Annotated in this window: 19 protein-coding genes and 1 pseudogene; 13 read left to right on the top strand and 7 right to left on the bottom strand. The window is 67.3% G+C overall.

The annotated features are described in order from the left end of the window. Positions 1-64: 64 nt before the first annotated feature. A complete protein-coding gene (gene thiE, locus ASD25_RS11020) occupies positions 65-724 on the bottom strand; it encodes a thiamine phosphate synthase (protein WP_055831533.1) in 660 nt (219 codons plus the stop codon). Positions 725-842: 118 nt separating this feature from the next. On the opposite strand from thiE, the gene ASD25_RS11015 reads away from it, so the two are divergent. Continuing rightward, the gene (locus tag ASD25_RS11015) at positions 843-1,028 is read left to right on the top strand and encodes a bacterioferritin-associated ferredoxin (RefSeq protein ID WP_055831534.1); all 186 of its coding nucleotides are present in this window, start codon (positions 843-845) and stop codon (positions 1,026-1,028) included. A 158-nt stretch (positions 1,029-1,186) separates the two neighbouring features. Continuing rightward, entirely contained in the window at positions 1,187-1,687 is a 501-nt protein-coding gene (bfr, locus tag ASD25_RS11010) for a bacterioferritin (protein ID WP_055831535.1), read from the top strand. Position 1,688: 1 nt separating this feature from the next. Here the strand turns inward: bfr and ASD25_RS11005 are convergent, their stop codons facing one another. Beyond that, positions 1,689-2,417 (bottom strand): ABC transporter permease, encoded by a 729-nt coding sequence (locus ASD25_RS11005; RefSeq protein ID WP_055831536.1) that lies wholly within the window; start codon positions 2,415-2,417, stop codon positions 1,689-1,691. Continuing rightward, the gene (locus ASD25_RS11000; protein WP_055831537.1) at positions 2,417-3,361 is read right to left on the bottom strand and encodes an ABC transporter ATP-binding protein; all 945 of its coding nucleotides are present in this window, start codon (positions 3,359-3,361) and stop codon (positions 2,417-2,419) included. Before ASD25_RS11000 ends, ASD25_RS11005 begins: the two co-directional genes overlap by 1 nt. A 104-nt stretch (positions 3,362-3,465) precedes the next feature. Between ASD25_RS11000 and ASD25_RS10995 the strand changes: the two genes are divergently transcribed. The 7 genes and pseudogenes from ASD25_RS10995 to ASD25_RS10965 all read left to right on the top strand — a co-directional run bounded on the left by ASD25_RS10995 (position 3,466) and on the right by ASD25_RS10965 (position 8,869). Further along, positions 3,466-3,966, top strand: coding sequence for a DUF2975 domain-containing protein (locus ASD25_RS10995; RefSeq protein WP_055831538.1), 501 nt, complete (start codon positions 3,466-3,468; stop codon positions 3,964-3,966). Then, a complete protein-coding gene (locus ASD25_RS10990) occupies positions 3,966-4,208 on the top strand; it encodes a helix-turn-helix transcriptional regulator (protein ID WP_055831539.1) in 243 nt (80 codons plus the stop codon). The genes ASD25_RS10995 and ASD25_RS10990 overlap by 1 nt, the downstream gene beginning before the upstream one ends. 54 nt (positions 4,209-4,262) lie before the next feature. After that, entirely contained in the window at positions 4,263-4,811 is a 549-nt protein-coding gene (locus tag ASD25_RS10985) for a tryptophan-rich sensory protein (protein WP_055831540.1), read from the top strand. Between the two features lie 91 nt (positions 4,812-4,902). After that, positions 4,903-5,469 carry an elongation factor P gene (gene efp, locus ASD25_RS10980; RefSeq protein ID WP_055831541.1) on the top strand — a complete coding sequence of 189 codons (567 nt, stop codon included), beginning with the start codon at positions 4,903-4,905 and terminating at the stop codon, positions 5,467-5,469. A gap of 104 nt (positions 5,470-5,573) precedes the next feature. Continuing rightward, positions 5,574-5,892 (top strand): annotated as a pseudogene (locus ASD25_RS10975) (inositol monophosphatase); the annotation flags it as partial. 1 nt (position 5,893) lies between these two features. Then, positions 5,894-6,571 (top strand): inositol monophosphatase family protein (locus tag ASD25_RS10970; RefSeq protein ID WP_156389281.1); only part of this gene is annotated, 678 nt, incomplete at its 5' end. A 552-nt stretch (positions 6,572-7,123) separates the two neighbouring features. Further along, positions 7,124-8,869: an ATP-binding protein gene (locus tag ASD25_RS10965; protein WP_055831543.1), complete on the top strand. Its 1,746-nt coding sequence runs from the start codon at positions 7,124-7,126 to the stop codon at positions 8,867-8,869. 126 nt (positions 8,870-8,995) lie between these two features. Here ASD25_RS10965 and ASD25_RS30390 read toward each other — a convergent pair whose 3' ends face one another. Together ASD25_RS30390 and ASD25_RS30385 are read right to left on the bottom strand one after the other, a co-directional pair. Next, positions 8,996-9,472 (bottom strand): hypothetical protein, encoded by a 477-nt coding sequence (locus ASD25_RS30390; protein ID WP_156377006.1) that lies wholly within the window; start codon positions 9,470-9,472, stop codon positions 8,996-8,998. A gap of 91 nt (positions 9,473-9,563) precedes the next feature. Beyond that, positions 9,564-9,737, bottom strand: coding sequence for a hypothetical protein (locus ASD25_RS30385; RefSeq protein ID WP_156389279.1), 174 nt, complete (start codon positions 9,735-9,737; stop codon positions 9,564-9,566). Positions 9,738-10,030: 293 nt separating this feature from the next. Here ASD25_RS30385 and ASD25_RS10955 point away from each other — a divergent pair, with 293 nt between their 5' ends. Then, positions 10,031-11,488 carry a sensor histidine kinase gene (locus ASD25_RS10955; protein ID WP_055831545.1) on the top strand — a complete coding sequence of 486 codons (1,458 nt, stop codon included), beginning with the start codon at positions 10,031-10,033 and terminating at the stop codon, positions 11,486-11,488. A 157-nt stretch (positions 11,489-11,645) separates the two neighbouring features. Here the strand turns inward: ASD25_RS10955 and recN are convergent, their stop codons facing one another. Then, positions 11,646-13,346: a DNA repair protein RecN gene (recN, locus tag ASD25_RS10950; RefSeq protein WP_055831546.1), complete on the bottom strand. Its 1,701-nt coding sequence runs from the start codon at positions 13,344-13,346 to the stop codon at positions 11,646-11,648. A gap of 162 nt (positions 13,347-13,508) precedes the next feature. After that, positions 13,509-14,354 carry an outer membrane protein assembly factor BamD gene (locus tag ASD25_RS10945; RefSeq protein WP_235561800.1) on the bottom strand — a complete coding sequence of 282 codons (846 nt, stop codon included), beginning with the start codon at positions 14,352-14,354 and terminating at the stop codon, positions 13,509-13,511. 296 nt (positions 14,355-14,650) lie between these two features. Here ASD25_RS10945 and ASD25_RS10940 point away from each other — a divergent pair, with 296 nt between their 5' ends. From ASD25_RS10940 to ASD25_RS10930, 3 genes are all read left to right on the top strand, one after another. Next, a complete protein-coding gene (locus ASD25_RS10940) occupies positions 14,651-15,586 on the top strand; it encodes a ribose-phosphate pyrophosphokinase (RefSeq protein WP_055831548.1) in 936 nt (311 codons plus the stop codon). Positions 15,587-15,656: 70 nt separating this feature from the next. Next, positions 15,657-16,796: a hypothetical protein gene (locus tag ASD25_RS10935; RefSeq protein WP_055831549.1), complete on the top strand. Its 1,140-nt coding sequence runs from the start codon at positions 15,657-15,659 to the stop codon at positions 16,794-16,796. An 88-nt stretch (positions 16,797-16,884) separates the two neighbouring features. After that, entirely contained in the window at positions 16,885-17,973 is a 1,089-nt protein-coding gene (locus ASD25_RS10930) for a hypothetical protein (protein ID WP_055831550.1), read from the top strand. The last annotated feature ends 190 nt before the right edge of the window (positions 17,974-18,163 follow it).

Genomic DNA, 18,163 nt, shown 5'->3' with positions numbered 1-18,163 from the left:
TGGGTCCTGGAACGAAGGCGTGGTCTCGTTCCATAGGCCCGCGCTTCCTAATATCCCCTGAAGGTCAGGCGTGTGACGCCAACGCCGCCGTCAGTTCGGATACGGCGGCCGCCGGGCCGTCCGGATGAGTCCAGACCGCCGAACTGACCGCCACGAAGTCGGCGCCGGCGCTGGCCAGTTGACCCGCGGTCGCCGCGGTGATTCCGCCGATGGCGACGCAGGGAATCTCGACCGTCTCCTGCCAGATGGTCAGGATTTCGGGGTCGGGGCGATGGACCGTCTCCTTTGTGGTCGTCGGGAAGAAGGCGCCGAAGGCGACATAGTCCGCCCCCGCCTCGGCCGCGTCCATCGCCATCTCGCGGCTGTCATGGCAGGTCACGCCGATCATGGCGTCGCGACCCATGATCCGCCGCGCCTCGGCCACGGAGGCGTCGTCCTGGCCCACATGGACGCCATCGCAACCAGAGCGGGCCGCGAGGTCGGGCCGGTCGTTCAGGATCACGGCGACCCCGCGCGCCTGGGCGATCGGCCTGAGCGCGGCCACGGCCGCGAGGACGGCGGCGTCGTCCGCGTCCTTGAGCCGGATCTGCAGCGCCGCGACGCCCCCGGCGTCCAGCGCCGCCTCAAGCGCGCGGGCGAAGGCGCCGAGGTCGGGCAAGGCGGGCGGGGTGATCAAATAGAGCTGACACGGCGGAGGGCTGGGAACGACGGGGATCCTGGACATGGGCGCGAAGTGCGACGGGCGCGCGCCTGCGTCAACTCCGCCCCTGCGAACGACTTGCATTCGCCATGATTGGTCTGTTAAGAAGAACCATTCGCAACAAGCCTTTCAGGTTCGGTTCGTGTACGTCTGCAACTGCAACGGCCTTCGCAAACGGGATGTCGCCGCCGCCATTGAGGCCGGCGCCACGCGGCCGCGCGATGTCTTCGCCCGCAACCAGTGCGCGGTCCAGTGCGCTCGATGCGTCTGCGAAATGCGCGAAATGATCCAGGACAGCCGCGAAACCTTCGCCATGGCGGCCGAATAGGCCCCGCCTCCTCCAAGGAAGATTCATTCGCATTTTCAATGTCGTGAAAAGTGTTCGCAGGTGAACACAGGGCGTGTTTGCGTGTTAAAACAGGCGCTCGCAGCCGGTGATTCACGACGGTCGGGCTGACCGACGCGCCGCTGTCAGGAATGACGACAATGAAGGGCGATCCCGCGATCATCCGCACGCTCAACGCGGTTCTCACCAACGAGCTGACGGCGGTGAACCAGTATTTCCTGCACGCGCGGATGTTCGAGAGCTGGGGCCTGAAGCATCTCGGCCAGGTCATCTACGACGAGTCGATCGGCGAGATGAAACACGCCGACAAGCTGATCAAGCGGGTGCTGTTCCTCGACGGCCTGCCGAACCTGCAGGACCTGCACAAACTGAAGATCGGCGAGAACGTCTTCGAATGCCTCGGCGCCGACCTGTCGCTGGAGCTGGGCGGGCGGGACACGCTGCTGGCGGGCATCGCCCAGTGCGAGGCGGCGTCGGACTACATCAGCCGCCAGATCCTGACCGAAATCCTCGCCGACACCGAGGAGCACATCGACTTCCTCGAGGCGCAGCACAAGCTGATCGAACAGCTGGGCGAGCAGAACTATCTGCAGTCGGCCATGACCGAGATCGCGCCGGACCGCTCGGCGACCGGCAATTGATCTAGAGCACCTCGCGCCGGGCCAGATGGGCGACGGCGAGGGCCAGCACGATCAGACCCAGACCGCAGCCGAGACCCAGGGCCGTGTTCACACGCCAGGCCTGGGTCGAGACCAGCATGTTGACCGGCATCTGCCAGGGGAAGAAGACGCCCGCCTTCGCCGAGGTGGCGACGACGGAGAAGAAGGTCCCGCCGATGCCGACCACCAGGGCCGGCACGAAGCTGGAGAACCGCAGGGCGATCCACAGCTGGATGGCGACCATCAGGATGGCGGCCAGGAAGACCTTGCCCATGGTCGAGGCGTAGAGGGCGATGTCCAGCGTCCCGCTCGGCGTCAGGTTCGGCTTGATCGCCGTCGCCAGCATCACCGCACCCCAGGTCATCATCAGAGTGGCGGCGCTCATGAAGGCGACCACCGCCAGCACCATCACCGCCTTGGCCGCATAGAGCCTCCAGCGCGGCAGCGGAAGGCTGCGCAGATGATCCCACGACTTCGGCCCGTGCTCCATGTGGGCGACGAGCGCCGTCAGGGCCGTCACGCTCATGGGCAGCATGAAATAGGACCAGATGCCGATCCCGCTGACCATCCACATCTCCCACGGCATGGGCGTCTTGCCGCGCAGCAGGTTGAAGAAGGTGAAGATGGCGATCAGCGACGGCGCGGCCACGGCCAGCAGGGCGGCCAGCGACCGGTTCAGCTTGCGGATTTCCACGGACAGGACGGCGAGCATCAGACGAACTCCGGCTGGGGTGCGGGGATGACGGTGGAGGCGGACGCCTGGCGATAGATGCCCTCCAGCGACCGGGCCCGGGCGCCGATGGCGAAGACGGCGACCCCGGCCTCCACGAGGGCGCGGTTCATGGCTGAAACCGCGCCGTCCGGATCGTCTCCGGGATTGAGCCGCGCGGTCAGGCCGTCGTCGGCCAAGGACAGCGCCAGGTCGAACGGCCTGAGCACGGCCGAGGCGCGACCCGCATCATCCACCCGCAACGCGATCTCCGTCGCGAGGTCCGCCTTGATCCGCGCCAGCTCTCCCTCCAGCACCAGCCGGCCTTCATGGACGATGCCGACATGGGTGGCGATCTGCTCGATCTCGCCGAGCAGATGGCTGGACAACAGGACGGTGGCGCCGGTCCGCGCGGGCAGGTCCTTGAGGAAGCGGCGCATGTCGGCGATGCCGTCGGGGTCCAGGCCGTTGGTCGGTTCGTCGAGGACCAGCACCGGCGGCGCGCCCAGCATGGCGCGGGCCAGACCCAGCCGCTGGCGCATGCCCAGCGAATAGTCCGACACCCGGCGGCGGCCGTGCTCCGACATCTCGACCACCTCGAGCACGCGCTCGATCTCGGCTGCGGGCAGCCCCAGCAGGGTGCGGGTCAGGTCGAGGTTCTGACGTCCCGTCAGATTGGCGTAGAAACCGTGCGCCTCCAGCAGGGCCCCGACCTTGCGCGCTGCGCCGATGCGGTCGCGGGCGACGTCGATCCCGGCGATCCGCGCCGAGCCCGAGCTCGGGCGGATCAGGCCCAGCAGCATCTTCAGCGTCGTCGTCTTGCCCGCGCCATTGCGCCCGAGAAAGCCGTAGACGGCGCGGTCCGGCACGGTCATCGACACCGCGTCGACGGCTCGATGCGAACCGAAGCAGCGGCTCAGGGCTTCGGTTTCGATGGCGGCTGTCATGACGGCGGCGCTCGCGTTCGTTTAAGTGCGATATAAAGTTGCGAACCTTGCGTCTTTAAGTCAAGATTAAAGAGCAGACATGATTCCACGCCCGGGAGCGCCGCGTGAGCCAGACCGATCTCGTCCGTTTTCGTCGTATGTGCGGCCAGTTCCGCTGGCTGGCTGTCTTCATGGTCGTCACCGTGGGAGGCGGGCTGCTGCTGACCTGGGTCGGCGCGCCGCTGATCTTCTGGCTGCGCGAGGGCCGCGCGCCTCTGCAGGCCAGCACGATCGCCGGCCTGATCTGGTTCAGCCCGACGGCCTTCTATCTGTTCGGCGTCTGGTCGATCGGATCGGCCATGGGCCAGCTGGCGAGGGGACGGCTGATCCAGCCGACCCTGTCCTCGGCCCTGCGGCGGGTGGGACTGTCGCTGGGACTGGGCGGCGTGCTGAGCGTATTCGTGGTGTCCAACCTCGTCCGGCTGGTCGAAAACGGGCGCGGCGGCTTCCTGCACTTTGACGTGGCGGGGATGACGCTGGGGATGATCGGCGGGGCGTTGTTCCTGCTGGGCCGGGTGGTCGATCAGGCCGGCCGGATGCAGGCCGAGCTGGACGAGATGATCTGATGCCCGTCCGCGTGACCCTCGACGCCCTGATCGTGAAGAAGGGCCTGAAGGCGCGCGACCTCGCGGCCGAGGTCGGCCTGAGCGAGACCCAGCTGTCACTGTTCCGATCGGGCAAGGTGAAGGGCATCCGCTTCCGCACCCTGGCGCGGCTGTGCGCGGCGCTGGACTGCAGGCCGGGCGACCTGCTGGACTACGGCTTCGATCCCGCCGATCTGGCCCCGGTCGAGGACGACGAGGTCTGACGGAACCGCCGCCCTCGCCCGCCATTGTCTGTCCGCAGACCGGGAGAGCCACGCGTGAACGACATCGACGACATCCTTGACGACGCGCGCGACGCCGCCGGCGACTTCCTCAACGCCAACGAGCGCGACATCGGCCATGTCATCCTGGGCGTGGCTGTGACCGTCGGCTTCGCCCTCGGCGCCACCCTGCTGGCGCGGACCACGATCCGGCCCCGGCCGATACATCTGGCGGACGACGACGCGCCGATCACCGAGCGTCCGCGCGGGCCGCTGAGCCTGATCCTGCCCGCCGTCTTCTCGGTCACCACCTTGTCGGCGGTGCGCGTCTGGAACGCCCCTGCCCGGCCCGAGCGCACCACGGCCATGGGCCTGTGGGCCGCGGCACAGGCGCTGAACGCGGTGTGGATCGCCATGCGGCCCGCCAGCCGCGGCCTGCAGATCGCCGCCGCCATGTCGTCCGCCGGCCTCGCCGCCGCCTTCGCCCACGAGGCGCGCAAGCTGGACAATCGCGCCGGCAAGCTGGCCGCCCCCAGCGGCGGCTCGGTGCATCTTGCCAATCTGGTTCAGGGAAAGTCGCGGGACCAGGCGCCGACGGTTCACTGACCCGCGCCTTGCCGGATCACGCCGCATCCTCTAGGGACTGCGCCCGTTCGCGCGCGCCACGRGGCTGCGCCCMATCCCTTCCGAGAACCCGATGAAGATCAACGGCAACAACATCAAGCCCGGCATGGTCCTTGAGCACAACAAGGGCCTGTGGGTCGTGACCAAGGCCAGCCACGTCAAACCGGGCAAGGGCGGCGCCTTCGCCAACATCGAGGCCAAGAACCTCGAAACCGGCAACAAGCTGAGCGAACGCTTCCGGTCGGAAGACAAGGTCGAGCGCGTCACGCTGGAACAGAAGGACTTCTCGTTCCTGTACGAGCAGGGCGACGCCCTGGTCTTCATGGACGACGCCACCTACGAGCAGACCGARCTSCAGAAGGACTGGGTCGGCGAGGACCGCGTCGCCTATCTGCAGGACGGCATGAAGGTCGTCATCGAAATGCACGAGGAACGGCCCATCGGCCTGACCCTGCCCGACCAGGTCACTCTGGAAGTCGTCGAGACCGAGCCCACCGTGAAGGGCCAGACCGCCTCCTCCTCCTACAAGCCCGCCATCGCCAACAACGGCGTGCGCATCATGATCCCGCCGTACATGGGCGTCGGCGAACGCATCGTCGTCGACACCACGACCGGCGAATACGTCCGCCGSGCCGAATAGGCCCGACCGACRCCGCGACCCGGAGGCGCGATCCTGCGCCTCCATGACCTTCTCCGACTGTCCGGGCTGTCGCCTTTGAAGGACCTTCGGACCAGGAGATCCCCATGGCCCTCGCCTCAGCCCTCGTTTCCGTGATGATCGACGCGGTCCGCAAGACCGCCCGGCCGATGCTGCGCGACTTCGGCGAGGTCGCCCAGTTGCAGGTGTCGCGCAAGGGACCCGGCGACTTCGTCACCGCCGCCGACATCCGCGCCGAGGACACCCTGTACGAACTGCTGATGAAGGCCCGCCCGGGTTACGGCTTCCTGGGCGAGGAGCGCGGCATGATSGAGGGGACCGACAAGTCCCACATGTGGATCGTCGACCCGATCGACGGCACGACCAACTTCATGCACGCCATGCCCCACTTCGCCATCACGGTGGNCGTGGTCAGGCCGTGGACAAGGCCGAGGACACCCTCTACGAACTGCTGATGAAGGCCCGCCCCGGCTACGGCTTCCTGGGCGAGGAGCGCGGCATGATSGAGGGGACCGACAAGTCCCACATGTGGATCGTCGACCCGATCGACGGCACGACCAACTTCATGCACGCCATGCCCCAYTTCGCCATCACSGTGGGSCTGCAGCGCACCGCGCCGGACGGMRCGTCCGAGATCGTSGCGGGCGTGACCTACAAYCCGGTSATGAACGAGCTGTTCTGGGCCGAGAAGGGCAAGGGCTGCTATCTCAATGACACGCGCATCCGCGTCGCCGGACGCCGCGACCTGTCGGAAAGCCTGATCGCCACCGGCCTGCCCTTCATCGGCAAGACGGGCCATGCCCAGGCCATCAAGGACATCCACGCCATTGGCCAGCGCGTCGCCGGCATCCGCCGTCTGGGCTCGGCGGCGCTGGACTTCGCCTGGGTCGCGGCGGGMCGGTACGACGCCTATTATGAGCGCAACCTGCAGCCATGGGACGTGGCGGCGGGCATATTGTTCGTCACCGAGGCGGGGGGGATTGTGACCACCATCGACGGCGAGGGCCGGCCGGAAACGGGCGGGCAGATCCTGGCCACGAACTCGGAGCTGCATCCGCAGTTGCTGAAGGTGTTGCGGGGGTAGCCCCCCTTCGCGCGCCCCCAATCCGCTCATCCCCGCGAAAGCGGGGCCCCCGTTCTTTGGGCGGTTCAGCGGTTCCAGTGAGCCGGGAACGCTCGTCCACGAACGCCGGCGTAGCTGGAAAGGACCGGGTCCCCGCTTTCGCGGGGATGAGCGGAATTTTGAAATTCTGGACCGCCGTCCAAGGGCAGAGAGTCCCGGAGTCCCGCGAAAAAATGCGGGACGGCGATTCCTGTGGATCAGGCCGTGCCTGCGAAGGACGGTTGACCCGCCCCTGGGCAGCGGAGCCGACGTGTTCAACACTGTCAAAGACCAGGCCCGGCGGGCATTTGGCTATTATGCACGGGCCTGCGTCAGAAACGGTCGCAGGCCGGTTTTCGGCGAGCCGGCGTCTGTCAGACGGGGCGGAAGTCGCGGATTCCTGTCCCCGAAAGGGCGGGTCGGAGGGGGCGAGAGTCTCCATGTCGAGAGGCGCTGTGGTTCCCCTAAAAGGGGCGGCGCGCGATTCACAATATCTCAAGTTGCCTCGGACATTGCTTCATCCTGGGAGGCCTGATGCGCAATATTTTGAATTGGCTTTGCTTCGATGAGCGGCTCGATCGCAGCGCGCGTCTAAGCCGCAAGAAGTTCTGGGTGAGAACGGCGCTCTTCATCGTAATTTCGGGCGTCCTTTTTCAGTTTCTGAGCCCGCTTCAGGTCGGAGCCTGGCTTCTCCTGATGTTGGCGGCGGAGGCCGCGCTGACGATCGCCTGCCTCCCGAAATTCATGGCGAGTCATCCCAACACCTCGCGCGCGCTGCGAATGGGGGCTTCGGCCGTCACCGCGATCGGCTGGTGCGCCGGTTCCCTGCTGCTCGTGGGCACCCATCAGCCGGCCCCGAGCATGGTGGGCGTGGCCCTGGTCGCCGGGGTCGCGGTCTATGCGATCGGCTCCTGCTTCAGAACCCCCATCCACATGCTCGCCTGTGGTCTCCCCCCGGCCGTGGCGCTCCTGGCGACGCCCTGGGTCATTCCCCTCACCCCGGCGGAGTTGATCGCAAGCCAGGTCGCCATGGTGGTCGTCGTCGGATTTGGCGCAGCAACCGCGGTCAGCGCCGTCATCACACACCAGCGCCTGTTCATGACCTCGGCGGCCGTCAAGTACCAGAAGCGTCAGGCGGATGCCGCGAACAAGGCCAAGAGCGTCTTCCTCGCGAACATGTCGCACGAAATTCGCACGCCCCTGAACGGCGTCGTGGCGATGGCCGATGCTCTCTCCCGTCGGTCGCTCGACCCGGAGGCGGCGTACATGGTGCAGACCATCCGTTCGTCGGGGGAAAGCCTGGAAAGGCTGTTGTCCGATATCCTCGACGCGGCCCGGATTGATTCAGGCAAGCTCGCTGTCGAGCAGATTCCCTTCCATGTCGGCGACACGGTCCGTTCCGCCGTCGCCCTCCATCAGGCGCAGGCGTCCGACAAGGGGACCCTGCTGACGGTCGATATCGTCCCGGAAGCGGATGAGCACTTCCTCGGCGATCCCGTCCGCATTCGCCAGATCATCAGCAATTTCGTATCGAACGCGATCAAATTCACGGCCCGCGGGGAGGTGCGCGTGACCGTGAGCCTGAGCGAGAACCTGCTCACCCTTGCGGTTGAGGACACGGGAATCGGGTTCGACGCCACGCATACCGACATCTTCGGCCGCTTCCAGCAGGCGGACGGCACCATCACCCGGCGCTATGGCGGCACGGGCCTCGGATTGGCCATTTGTGCGGAACTCGCCAGCCTGATGGGAGGAACGGTCGACTGCTCCAGCACGCTCGGGGCGGGTTCGCGCTTCTGGACCACATTGCCTCTCGCGCGAGCAGAGGCCCCGTCCCAGCCAGAGGAGAGTCCGGCAAACCCCGTCGAGGCGCCCGGGTTGAGGATCCTCATCGCGGACGATCACCCGGTGAACCGCAAGGTCCTCGAAATGATGCTGGCCCCCTCGGGCTGCGAACTGGTCCAGGTCGAGGACGGCGCCGAGGCTGTCGCCGCCTGCCTCGCCGAAAACTTCGACGTGATCCTGATGGATATGCAGATGCCGGTCATGGACGGCGTTTCGGCGGTCAGGGAAATCCGCCGGCTCGAAAAAACCCGCGGGTCCGCCCGGACGCCGATTATCATGGTGACCGCGAACGCTCTCCCGGAGCACGTCGCCGCGAGCGCAGCGGCCGGCGCCGACAGCCACATCTCCAAGCCCGTGCGGATTGATGCGCTTCACCGGGCGATAGAGAGCGCCCTTGCCGGCCCTGTCGCGGCAGCGGAGTCAGCGGCGGCCTAGAGCACCCGATCGGCTCTCACAGCCCGGCCTACATCTTCTCCATCGTATGGCTTAGGCTCGCCACACGTCCGCTTTCCAGCCTTAGGCGACGGTCGGCTTCCGACCCATTGCGGACGTTAGCGGGTCCTAGCTCTCCGGGGGGAAGTCCCGGAACCGCCAACCGCCTTCTCCGTCCGGGACCAGAATGGCCTGTTCTCTCGAAACGCATCTGTTGATGGGCTGGCCCATGTTCACATTGATGCTGTTTACCGGTCGCATCTCGACCCCCTCGTCGTAGAGGAACGCGAAAGCGGAACTCGGCCCTGATCTGTAAGCCGCCGCATCAAACAAGCTCTCAAACGCCTCCTCGCCGGGGAGCGCGGCTTGGCCGGGCAACATGTCCGCTGGTCGTTGCTCACCAACGACGCAAACCATAGTCCAGCCACCCGGCTCCATTGAGGTGACCGCAATAGGTTGGCCATCCGCCAAAGCTGCTGAAATCGCTTTGTCGAATGAGTGATCCGCGACTGACATCGGCGGTGGTGCGCCGCAGGCGGACACTCCGGCCACCGCAAACACCGTGGCGAAAAGAGAAATGGTAGGAGAGCGTCGGCGAATAGTCATGGCGGTAGCTTCCACCAATCGACGTCCGCTTACCACCCTTAGGCAACAGTCGGCTCCCGACCCGTTGCAGACATTGCTCCACCCGCTATGGTCATGCCTTGGGCTCGCGGAGGTTGAGGGTGATGAAGTTATTCAAGGTGGCGTTGGCGGCGCTGGCTCTGGTCGGATGCTCGTCACCGTCCTCGACCCACACGCTCGAAGTGGAAGGAGCGCCCGGCGAGGTGGCGCGCTTCGTCGCTGCCGAAGAAGCCCGAAACGCCAGCACGGAAGTCCGATATCAGGCGGGGGCAAACAAAGCTGTCTTCTCCGTCCCGACAGTCCAAGCACAGTCCGAGATGAGGCTAAGGGCAACTGCCGCCAAGCTGGCGGTTGGAACCCGGAGCGCAACCAGTTGGGGCTTCAATCCCGACTCCTAAGCAGGTCCGCTTCCCACCCTTAGGCGACAACCCGCTCCTGACCCAAAGCGGACTAGGCTCTTTGCCTTGGGATCGTTCTTTGCCAAACTCAGCGCCAATCTAGGGCGTAATCTTCTTGGTACCGACTGATACTCTCGAGCTCGTGCTCGCCACGTCCATGGATGCGGTTGTAGTGATGCGTTCCGATGGGACCGTCGCTGAGTGGAGCGACGAGGCTGCCCGAGTGTTCGGCTGGGACCGTGCCGATGTCTTAGATCAGGAAATGGCGCAGTTCATCGTGCCCGCCCATTTTCGGGAGCGGCACCACGCCGGCCTGAGGCACTATCTGACATCTGGTGAAGGGCCGGTGCTTCGGACCAGAATCGAGATCACGGCGTTGCGGCGGTCTGGCGAGGAGTTCCCGATAGAGCTTTCCATCTCCCCTGTGCGTCTCGGGAGCGAAGAGGTGTTCCTAGCCTTCATCAGGGACGTGTCCTCGTCGAAGGCCACCATGGAGGCGTTGGAACGAAGGGCCCACGAAGCGGCTCTGTTGCACCGGGTCGCCAGCGTTGCAGCGGAGTCCGGTTCGTTGGATGACGTGATCCAGCTTTGCCTAGAATCTATCTGTGACCTTCTCGGTTGGCCTATTGGTCATGCGTTTCTCGCACGTCCGGAATCCGAACATCTGTCGGATCATTTTTGGACCGGGGACGTCTTGGACTACGGAAACCTAAGAGAGGCGACTAAACGCACCCGGTTCCCACGCGGCTACGGCCTTCCCGGGAGGGTCTGGGCGGGAACGAAAAGCGAGTGGATCGATGACGCGGACATGGCGCAGAAGTTCGTTCGCGGAGATAGCCGTGATCTCGGCATCGGGGCTGCCTTCGCCATACCAATCACTGCGCGAGGGCAAGTGGTGGCGGTACTCGAGTTCTTCTCGCCTGTTCCTATGCGAAAGGAGCCTGATCGCGTCCTGGTCGCCGAAACCATAGCGGCCCAAGCCGGGCGGGCGCTGGAGCGTGAGAGGGACCGGCAGCATCAGCTGCTCCTTCTCGGGGAACTGGATCACCGGACGAAGAACCTGTTGGCGGTCGTGTCCAGTATGGCGGCGCTAACCGCCAGAGACGCAGTGAGCGTCAAATCCTATACTCAGGATTTCACCCAAAGGCTGACAAGCCTGTCTGCTTCGCACAGCCTTCTGACGAAATCCCAATGGGGCGCGACGGACATACGCGAGTTGATCAACGACGTGGTGGGGGTGCACCTCTCACGGCAGAGCCCCCAGCTCCAGATCGAGGGTTGCGAGCTGTACGTAGAGGCGAAGACCGCGTTGAGCTTGGGGCTCATCTTCCACGAGTTGGCCACCAACGCAGTCAAATATGGTGCTCTCGGAAAGCCAAACGGCACGATCACCATCACCTGCGAAGCTCTGTCGGAGCCGTCATCACTGACCCGCATTGCGTGGCGCGAAATGGGCGTCGGCCCCTGTCGGAAGCCTGAGCGAACGGGCTTCGGTACAAAGCTCATCCAAACGAGTGCCCGGCACGACCTCGGCGGCAATGTGGAGGTTACCTATTCCGACGACGGGATGATCTATGAGATCGTGTTCCCGGCGGCCTGATGGCCGTTGAGGCCGGTGAAGGCACCGCACACTCGAGGTGCCTGTTACACCCTAAGAGTGACCGGCATGGCACGACTGCTCGGGGGGTCAGCGTCCGCTTTCCACCCAAAGGCGACCTCCGGAACGTCCGCTTGAAGAGGCGCGCCCCGTCGTCCCCTTACCCGATCAGCGACCGCGCCGCCGCCCGCGCCTCGTCGGTGACCACCGCCCCCGACAGCATGCGGGCGATCTCCTCGCGGCGGGCGTCGTCGTCCAGCGTGTCGACGGTCGTCGTGGTCATGCCGCCCGCGTCGGCCTTGCGGACCTTCCAGTGGGCGTGGCCGCGAGCGGCGACCTGGGGGCTGTGGGTCACGACCAGGACCTGGGCGCCATGCGACAGCCGTTGCAGGCGCGCCCCGACGGCCGAGGCGACGGCGCCGCCCACGCCCTGGTCGACCTCGTCGAAGATCATCACCGGCTGGCGCTGGTCCTCGCGCCCGGCCAGCGCCGCCTTCATGGCCAGGGCGAAGCGGGCCAGCTCGCCGCCCGAGGCGATGGCGTCCAGCGGGCCGAAGGCGGTTCCGGCGTTGGTGGCGATCTCGAAGCGGACGGTCTCGACGCCCAGCGGTCCCCGGCGGCCTTCGGTCACGGGCTCGAAGGCGACGCGGAAGCGGGCGCGGTCCAGTTTCAGCGGCCCCAGTTCGGTCATCACCGAGGCGGTCAGACGGTCGGCGGCGGCCTCGCGCGCCGAGGTCAGCAGCATCGCCGCCACATCATAGGCCTCGCGCGCGGCCGAGGCGGCGCGTTCGGCGGCGGTGATGGCCTCGGCGCCGTCCTCGATCAGGCGCAGCTTCTCGCGGAAGCGGACGCGCAGCACGGGCAGACTCTCGACCGACGTATTCAGCTTGCGGGCGGCGGCGCGCAGGGCGAACAGCCGCTCCTCGGCCTTGTCGAGCCGACCCGGCTCGAAGTCGAAGGCGTTGGCGGCGGCGTCGACGCAGGCGATGGCCTCCTCGGCCTCGACCATGGTCCGGTCGATGGCTTCCGCCGCGGCGGACAGTTTCTGCAGCAGCGGGTGCTCGGGATCCGTCCCCGCCTGGCCGGCCCGCTGGCGCGCGTGCTCGACGGCGCGCAGGGCCGCCGACAGCTTCTGGGACAGCTTGTCGCCGCCCAGCTGGGTGCGGGCGTCCGCCAGGTCGCCGATGGCCTTTTCCGCCGCGCCGAGGATGGCGCGTTCGCCGGCCAGTTCGGTCTCCTCGTCGGGGCGGGGGTCGAGTTCGTCGAGCTCGGCGAGGTTCTGCGTCAGCTCCTCGGCGTGGGCGGCGGCGTCGGCCGCGGCGGCCCTGAGGTCCGAGACGGCGCGTTCGGCGGTCTTCAGCCGGTCGGCGGCGCCGGCCACGCCGTCCAGCTGGGGCTGCAGGCCGCCGTAGTTGTCGAGCAGGGCGCGGTGGGTCTTCCAGTCCAGCAGGCCGACGGTCTCGTGCTGGCCGTGGACCTCGACCAGGGCCTGACCGATCTCGCGCAGGGCGGTCACGCCCGCCGGCTGGTCGTTGACGAAGGCGCGGCTGCGGCCGTCGGCGGCCACGGTGCGACGCAGGATCAGCTCCTCGCCCGGGGCGACGTCGAAGCCGCGCTCGACGATCATGGCGATCAGGGCGGGGTCGTCAGGGGCGGTGAAGACGGCGGTGGCCGAGGCCTGTTTGGCCCCCGCCCGCACCAGTCCGGCGTCCGCGCGCGCCCCCAGCGCCAGGCCGAGGGCGTCGAGAATGATCGACTTGCCGGCCCCGGTCTCGCCGGTCAGCACGGTCAGGCCGCCGTCGACCTCGAGGTCGAGCGCGTCGACCAGCACGATGTCGCGGATGGAGAGGGCGGTCAGCATGCGAACACCCTCCATCCGTCACCCTCGGGCTTGTCCCGAGGGCCCATTTGTCCGGGGCAGGAGAGATGGGCGTGGGACAAAGCGAATCGTTTCACCGGCGACGCCGGAGAATGCTGACCAATGGGTCCTCGGGACAAGCCCGAGATGACGGGTCGTTGAAGATCAGCCCGGGATGATCCGGCGCAGCCAGCTTTCACGCTGGCCGGTCGGGGCGACGTCGGGCTGGCGGCCGTCCTCGGTCAGCAGGGCGTAGGCCTCGGCGTACCAGGGGCTGCCGGGATAGTTGAAGCCGAGCACGGCGCCGTTGCGGGTCGCCTCTTCCTTCAGGCCCAGCGTCAGATTGACCTCGACCAGACGGTACAGGGCCTCGGGGGTGTGCGAGGTGCGCTGGTAGGCTTCGTTGTCGATCACGGTCTTGTAGCGGTTGAGCGCCGCCAGCGGCTGGCCGGCGCGCTGGTAGTAGCGGCCGATGGCCATTTCCTTGCCGGCCAGCTGGTCGTTGACCATGTCGATCTTGACCGTGGCGTCGATGGCGTAGGACGTGCCGGGATAGCGGCGCTGCACATCCTTCAGCCCGTCGAGGGCCGCCTGGGCATAGCCCTGGTCGCGGCCGACGTCGGTGATCTGTTCGAAATTGCACAGGGCCTTCATGTAGAAGGCGTAGGGCGCGCTGGGATTGCCTGGGAAGAGCTGGATGAACCGGTCCGACGCGGCGATGGCGTCGGCGTAGTTGTTGTTCTGGTAGTAGGCGTAGATCTGCATCAGGATCGCGCGGCGCGACCATTCCGAATACGGATGCTGGCGCTCGACCTCCTGGAAATAGTCGATCGCGTCGGCCCAGCGCTGGCTCTGCAGGCGCTGGTAGCCGGTGTTGTAGAGCGCCTCGACCGGGCGCTCCTCATAGGCCAGACGCGGACGATTGGTGCGGCCGCTACAGGCCGAGATCGTCAGGGCCGAAACAGCCACGGTGGCCAGGATCAGGCCGGCGCGGAAATTGTAAGCAGGCAAGGACGACCTCAAAATTCAAGCCGGCGAGCGCGAACCCGTCGGCGCCCCCGGAAACGAGACGCGATCTCTACACCAGCGGACTTGTCCGCGCCAATGCGCGAAGAAGACCTGCAAAAAGACGCGTCGCGCCTTGTGGCCGGCCCATCCGCTGGTATGTAGCGCGCCAGCGCCACGGCGGCATTCTCAGCCCGGCGATGACGGCGAAAGGATGACCGGACATGAAGCTGCTCTCTGGCAACTCCAACCGGACCCTGTCCCAGGCGATCGCCGCCCACCTCGACAAAGGATGACCGGACATGAAGCTGCTCTCTGGCAACTCCAACCGGACCCTGTCCCAGGCGATCGCCGCCCACCTCGACATGCCCCTGACCAAGGCCCAGGTGAAACGGTTCGCCGACAACGAGGTCTTCGCCGTGATCGAGGAGAACGTCCGCGGCGAGGACGTCTTCATCGTCCAGTCGACCAGCTATCCGGCCAATGACAACCTGATGGAGCTGCTGATCATGACCGATGCGCTGGTGCGCGCCTCGGCCCGGCGGATCACGGCGGTCATGCCCTATTTCGGCTACGCCCGGCAGGACCGGAAGACGGGCGGCCGCACGCCCATCTCGGCCAAGCTGGTGGCGAACATGATCACCCGGGCGGGCGCGCACCGGGTCCTGACGATGGATCTGCACGCCGGCCAGATCCAGGGCTTCTTCGACATCCCGACGGACAACCTGGTCGCCACCCCGGTGCTGGCCCAGGACATCAAGGACCACTATCCGCGCGGCGACGACCTGATGATCGTGTCGCCCGACGTCGGCGGCGTGGTCCGGGCCCGCTCGCTGGCCTCGCGCCTCAACGCCGACCTCGCCATCGTCGACAAGCGCCGCGCCCGGGCGGGCGAGAGCGAGGTCATGAACATCATCGGCGACGTCGAGGGCCGGCGCTGCATCCTGTTCGACGACATCGTCGATTCCGGCGGCACCCTGGTGAACGCGGCCAAGGCGCTGATGGACAAGGGCGCGACCGAGGTTTCGGCCTACATCAGCCACGGCGTCCTGTCCGGGCCGGCCGTCCAGCGGGTGACCGACGGGCCGCTGAAGGAGCTGGTCATCACCGACTCCATCGAGCAGCCGCACGAAGTTTTGACCTGCGCCAAGATCCGCACGGTCTCGGTCGCTCCGCTGATCGGCGAGGCCATCCGGCGGATCGCCAACGAGGAATCGGTCTCCAAACTGTTCGATTGACCGATTCGCCTGCCTCAAATTGGCCGGGAGCGCGTTCTCTGCTCCACGACGGACAGTTCGAGGAGACTCCATGCATTCGGCAATGATGCGACGCGGCCTATCGCTGGCCGCCCTGTGCGCGGCCGCGGTTCTGGCGGGCTGCGCCTCGGGCAAGGCCGAAGCCGAGGCCGAGGCCGCGCGCGTCGCCGAGGCCGCCGCCCTGGCCGCGCGGACGCCGCCGGCGATCAACCTGTCGCAAGGCGTCGCCGAGGACGCGGCGGTCTATCTCGCCTTCGCCCGCGACATCGCCACCATCCGCGGCGGCTTTGAAAACCCCGAAGCGATCCAGGCCGCCCTGCGCAAGGGTTCGGCCTATGATCCCGGCCAGATTTCGCGCGGCATGGTGGCCTACGCCTCCATCGTCGCCCTGCAATCGCCGGCGTTCGTCGCCGGCGTCAACCAGTACGGCGTCAACCCGACGGGCCGGCAGAAGATGATCGCCGACATCGTCGCCGACCCGCGCACCGCCTCATACATGCCGGGCGCGGACGAGGCGGCCGGCCTGATCATGGCGGCCCTGGACGCCGACATCGACGCCCTGACCGCGGCGGCCAACTCGGTGGAGAACGACGCCTATGCGGTCCAGGCCGACGGCCGGCGGTCGTGGGCGATCGCCCATATCACCGACCGCGAAACCCGGTTGGCCGGCGCCAAGGCCCTTTCGGGCCAGACCATGCTGCCCTCGGCCACGGAGTCGGCCCGCCTGTTCGCCGCGGGCAACAGCGGCGCCGGCGTGACCATCGCGGGGTCGCGGCGTCGCGAGGCCCCCTATCCGCCGGTGGTGGCGAACGCCCTCGCCCTCGCCGCCCTGGCGGCCCTCGGCGCCGCCGGCGAGGATGCGCGGGCCAATACCGCCGCCCTGCAGTCCGAGCCGGTCAGCAACAACTGCCTGAACGAGTCCAAACTGAACCTCTACCAGTGCCTGGCGGCGTCCCGGCCCAGCTACGAGGACATGTTCTGCGTCGGGCGGCATATCGTGCGCGATCTGGCGACCTGCACCCGCAGCGCGGCCCTGCCGGCGGCGACCGTCACGGTGTCGGACATCGTTCCCGCCGGGCCTCCCCGACCGGCGATCGTCACCGCGCCGCTGGACCCGCCCGAGCGCACGCCCGTCTCGCCGACCCAGCAGCTGAATATCGGGACCGGCGCGCCGATCCCGCTGGCGGATTAGTGATCGGCAAACGATTCGCGGCGCCTTATAAGGCGTCTTGAGTTTCGGCGTCCCGCGAAGACGCCGTGAGTGAGCTGGGGAATCTCGGATGTTCATGGCCTATCCGCGTCGCGGCCTCTCGGTCGCCGCCGCCGTCACCGCCCTTGTCCTGGCCAGTTGCGCCACGCCTGAGCCGGAACCCGCCCCCGCCCCGCCGCCGCCGCCGTCGCCGCCGCCCGCCGTCAACCTGAACGAGGGGGTGGCCCAGGCCGCCTCGATCTACGTCGCCTTCATGCGCGAGGTCGGCACGATCCGCGCCGGTTTCGACAGCGCCGAGGCCATCCAGGCCGCGATCCGCAAGGGCGCGTCCTATGAACCGGCCCAGCTCTCGCGGGGCATGATCGCCTATGGCTCGATCCTGGCGCTGCAATCGCCGGAGTTCGTGCAGGGCGTGCGCACCTATGCCGCCGATCCGGTCCAGCGCCAGCAGATGATCGCCCGCATCCTCGCCGACCCCGCCGCCGCCGCCACCTTCCCCGGGGCGGACGCCGCCGCCGGCCTGATCGTCGACACCATCGGCCGCGACTCGGCGGCCATGATGCTGATCGCCGAAGCCGTCGAGGAAGACGCCTATACGATCCAGGGGCGCGGCGATCCGCGCCGCCGCTGGGCCACGGTGCACATTTCCGACCGCGTCACCCGGCTGGAGGGCGCCAAGTCGCTGTCGGCCGTGCAGATGCTGCCGTCCGCCGAGGAGTCGGCCCGGCTGTTCGCCGCCGCCAACAACGGCTCGGGACTGGGCGTGGGCCCCGCCCGTTCAGGCCCGCCCTACACGCCCGCCGTGATCCGTTCCCTCGCCGTGGCCGCCCTGGCGGCCCTGGGCGCGGGGGGCGACGACGCCCGGGCCAGCACCGAAGCCCTGACGGTCGAGCAGAACAGCGAATTCTGCCTCAACATGTCCAAACTGATGCTGTTCCAGTGCCTGGCCGCCTCCCGGCCCAGCTATGAGGACATGTTCTGCGTCGGCCGCCACGTGGCCCGCGATCTGGCCACCTGCACGGCCCAGAACATCACCCCCGCGCCGCCGGAGCTTCCCCTGACCGCCGTGGCGGGCGGGGCGCCGGAGCAGACTCCCGTGGCCGCGGAAGCCGCCGCGGCCTCCACCGCCGCGACGGCGTCGCTGAACAACGGCGGCTGAACCGGCGTACAAGCGACGCCCGGCCTGTTGCGTCCGGGGGTTCTTGCGTGTAATGACCCGCGCTCTTGAATTCAGGGTCCCTAGACCCCGCCGCGAGGGCTGACTGGTCAGCGCGGCGTTTGTGTTGTTGAGGCGAGGCGATGGCCGAGATCATTCTGAACGTGGACGTCCGTGATGGCGTTGGCACCGG

Source organism: Brevundimonas sp. Root1423, from assembly GCF_001426805.1.
Note: the sequence above shows the minus strand (reverse complement) of the source record. Positions and strands in the feature narration are given on the sequence as shown.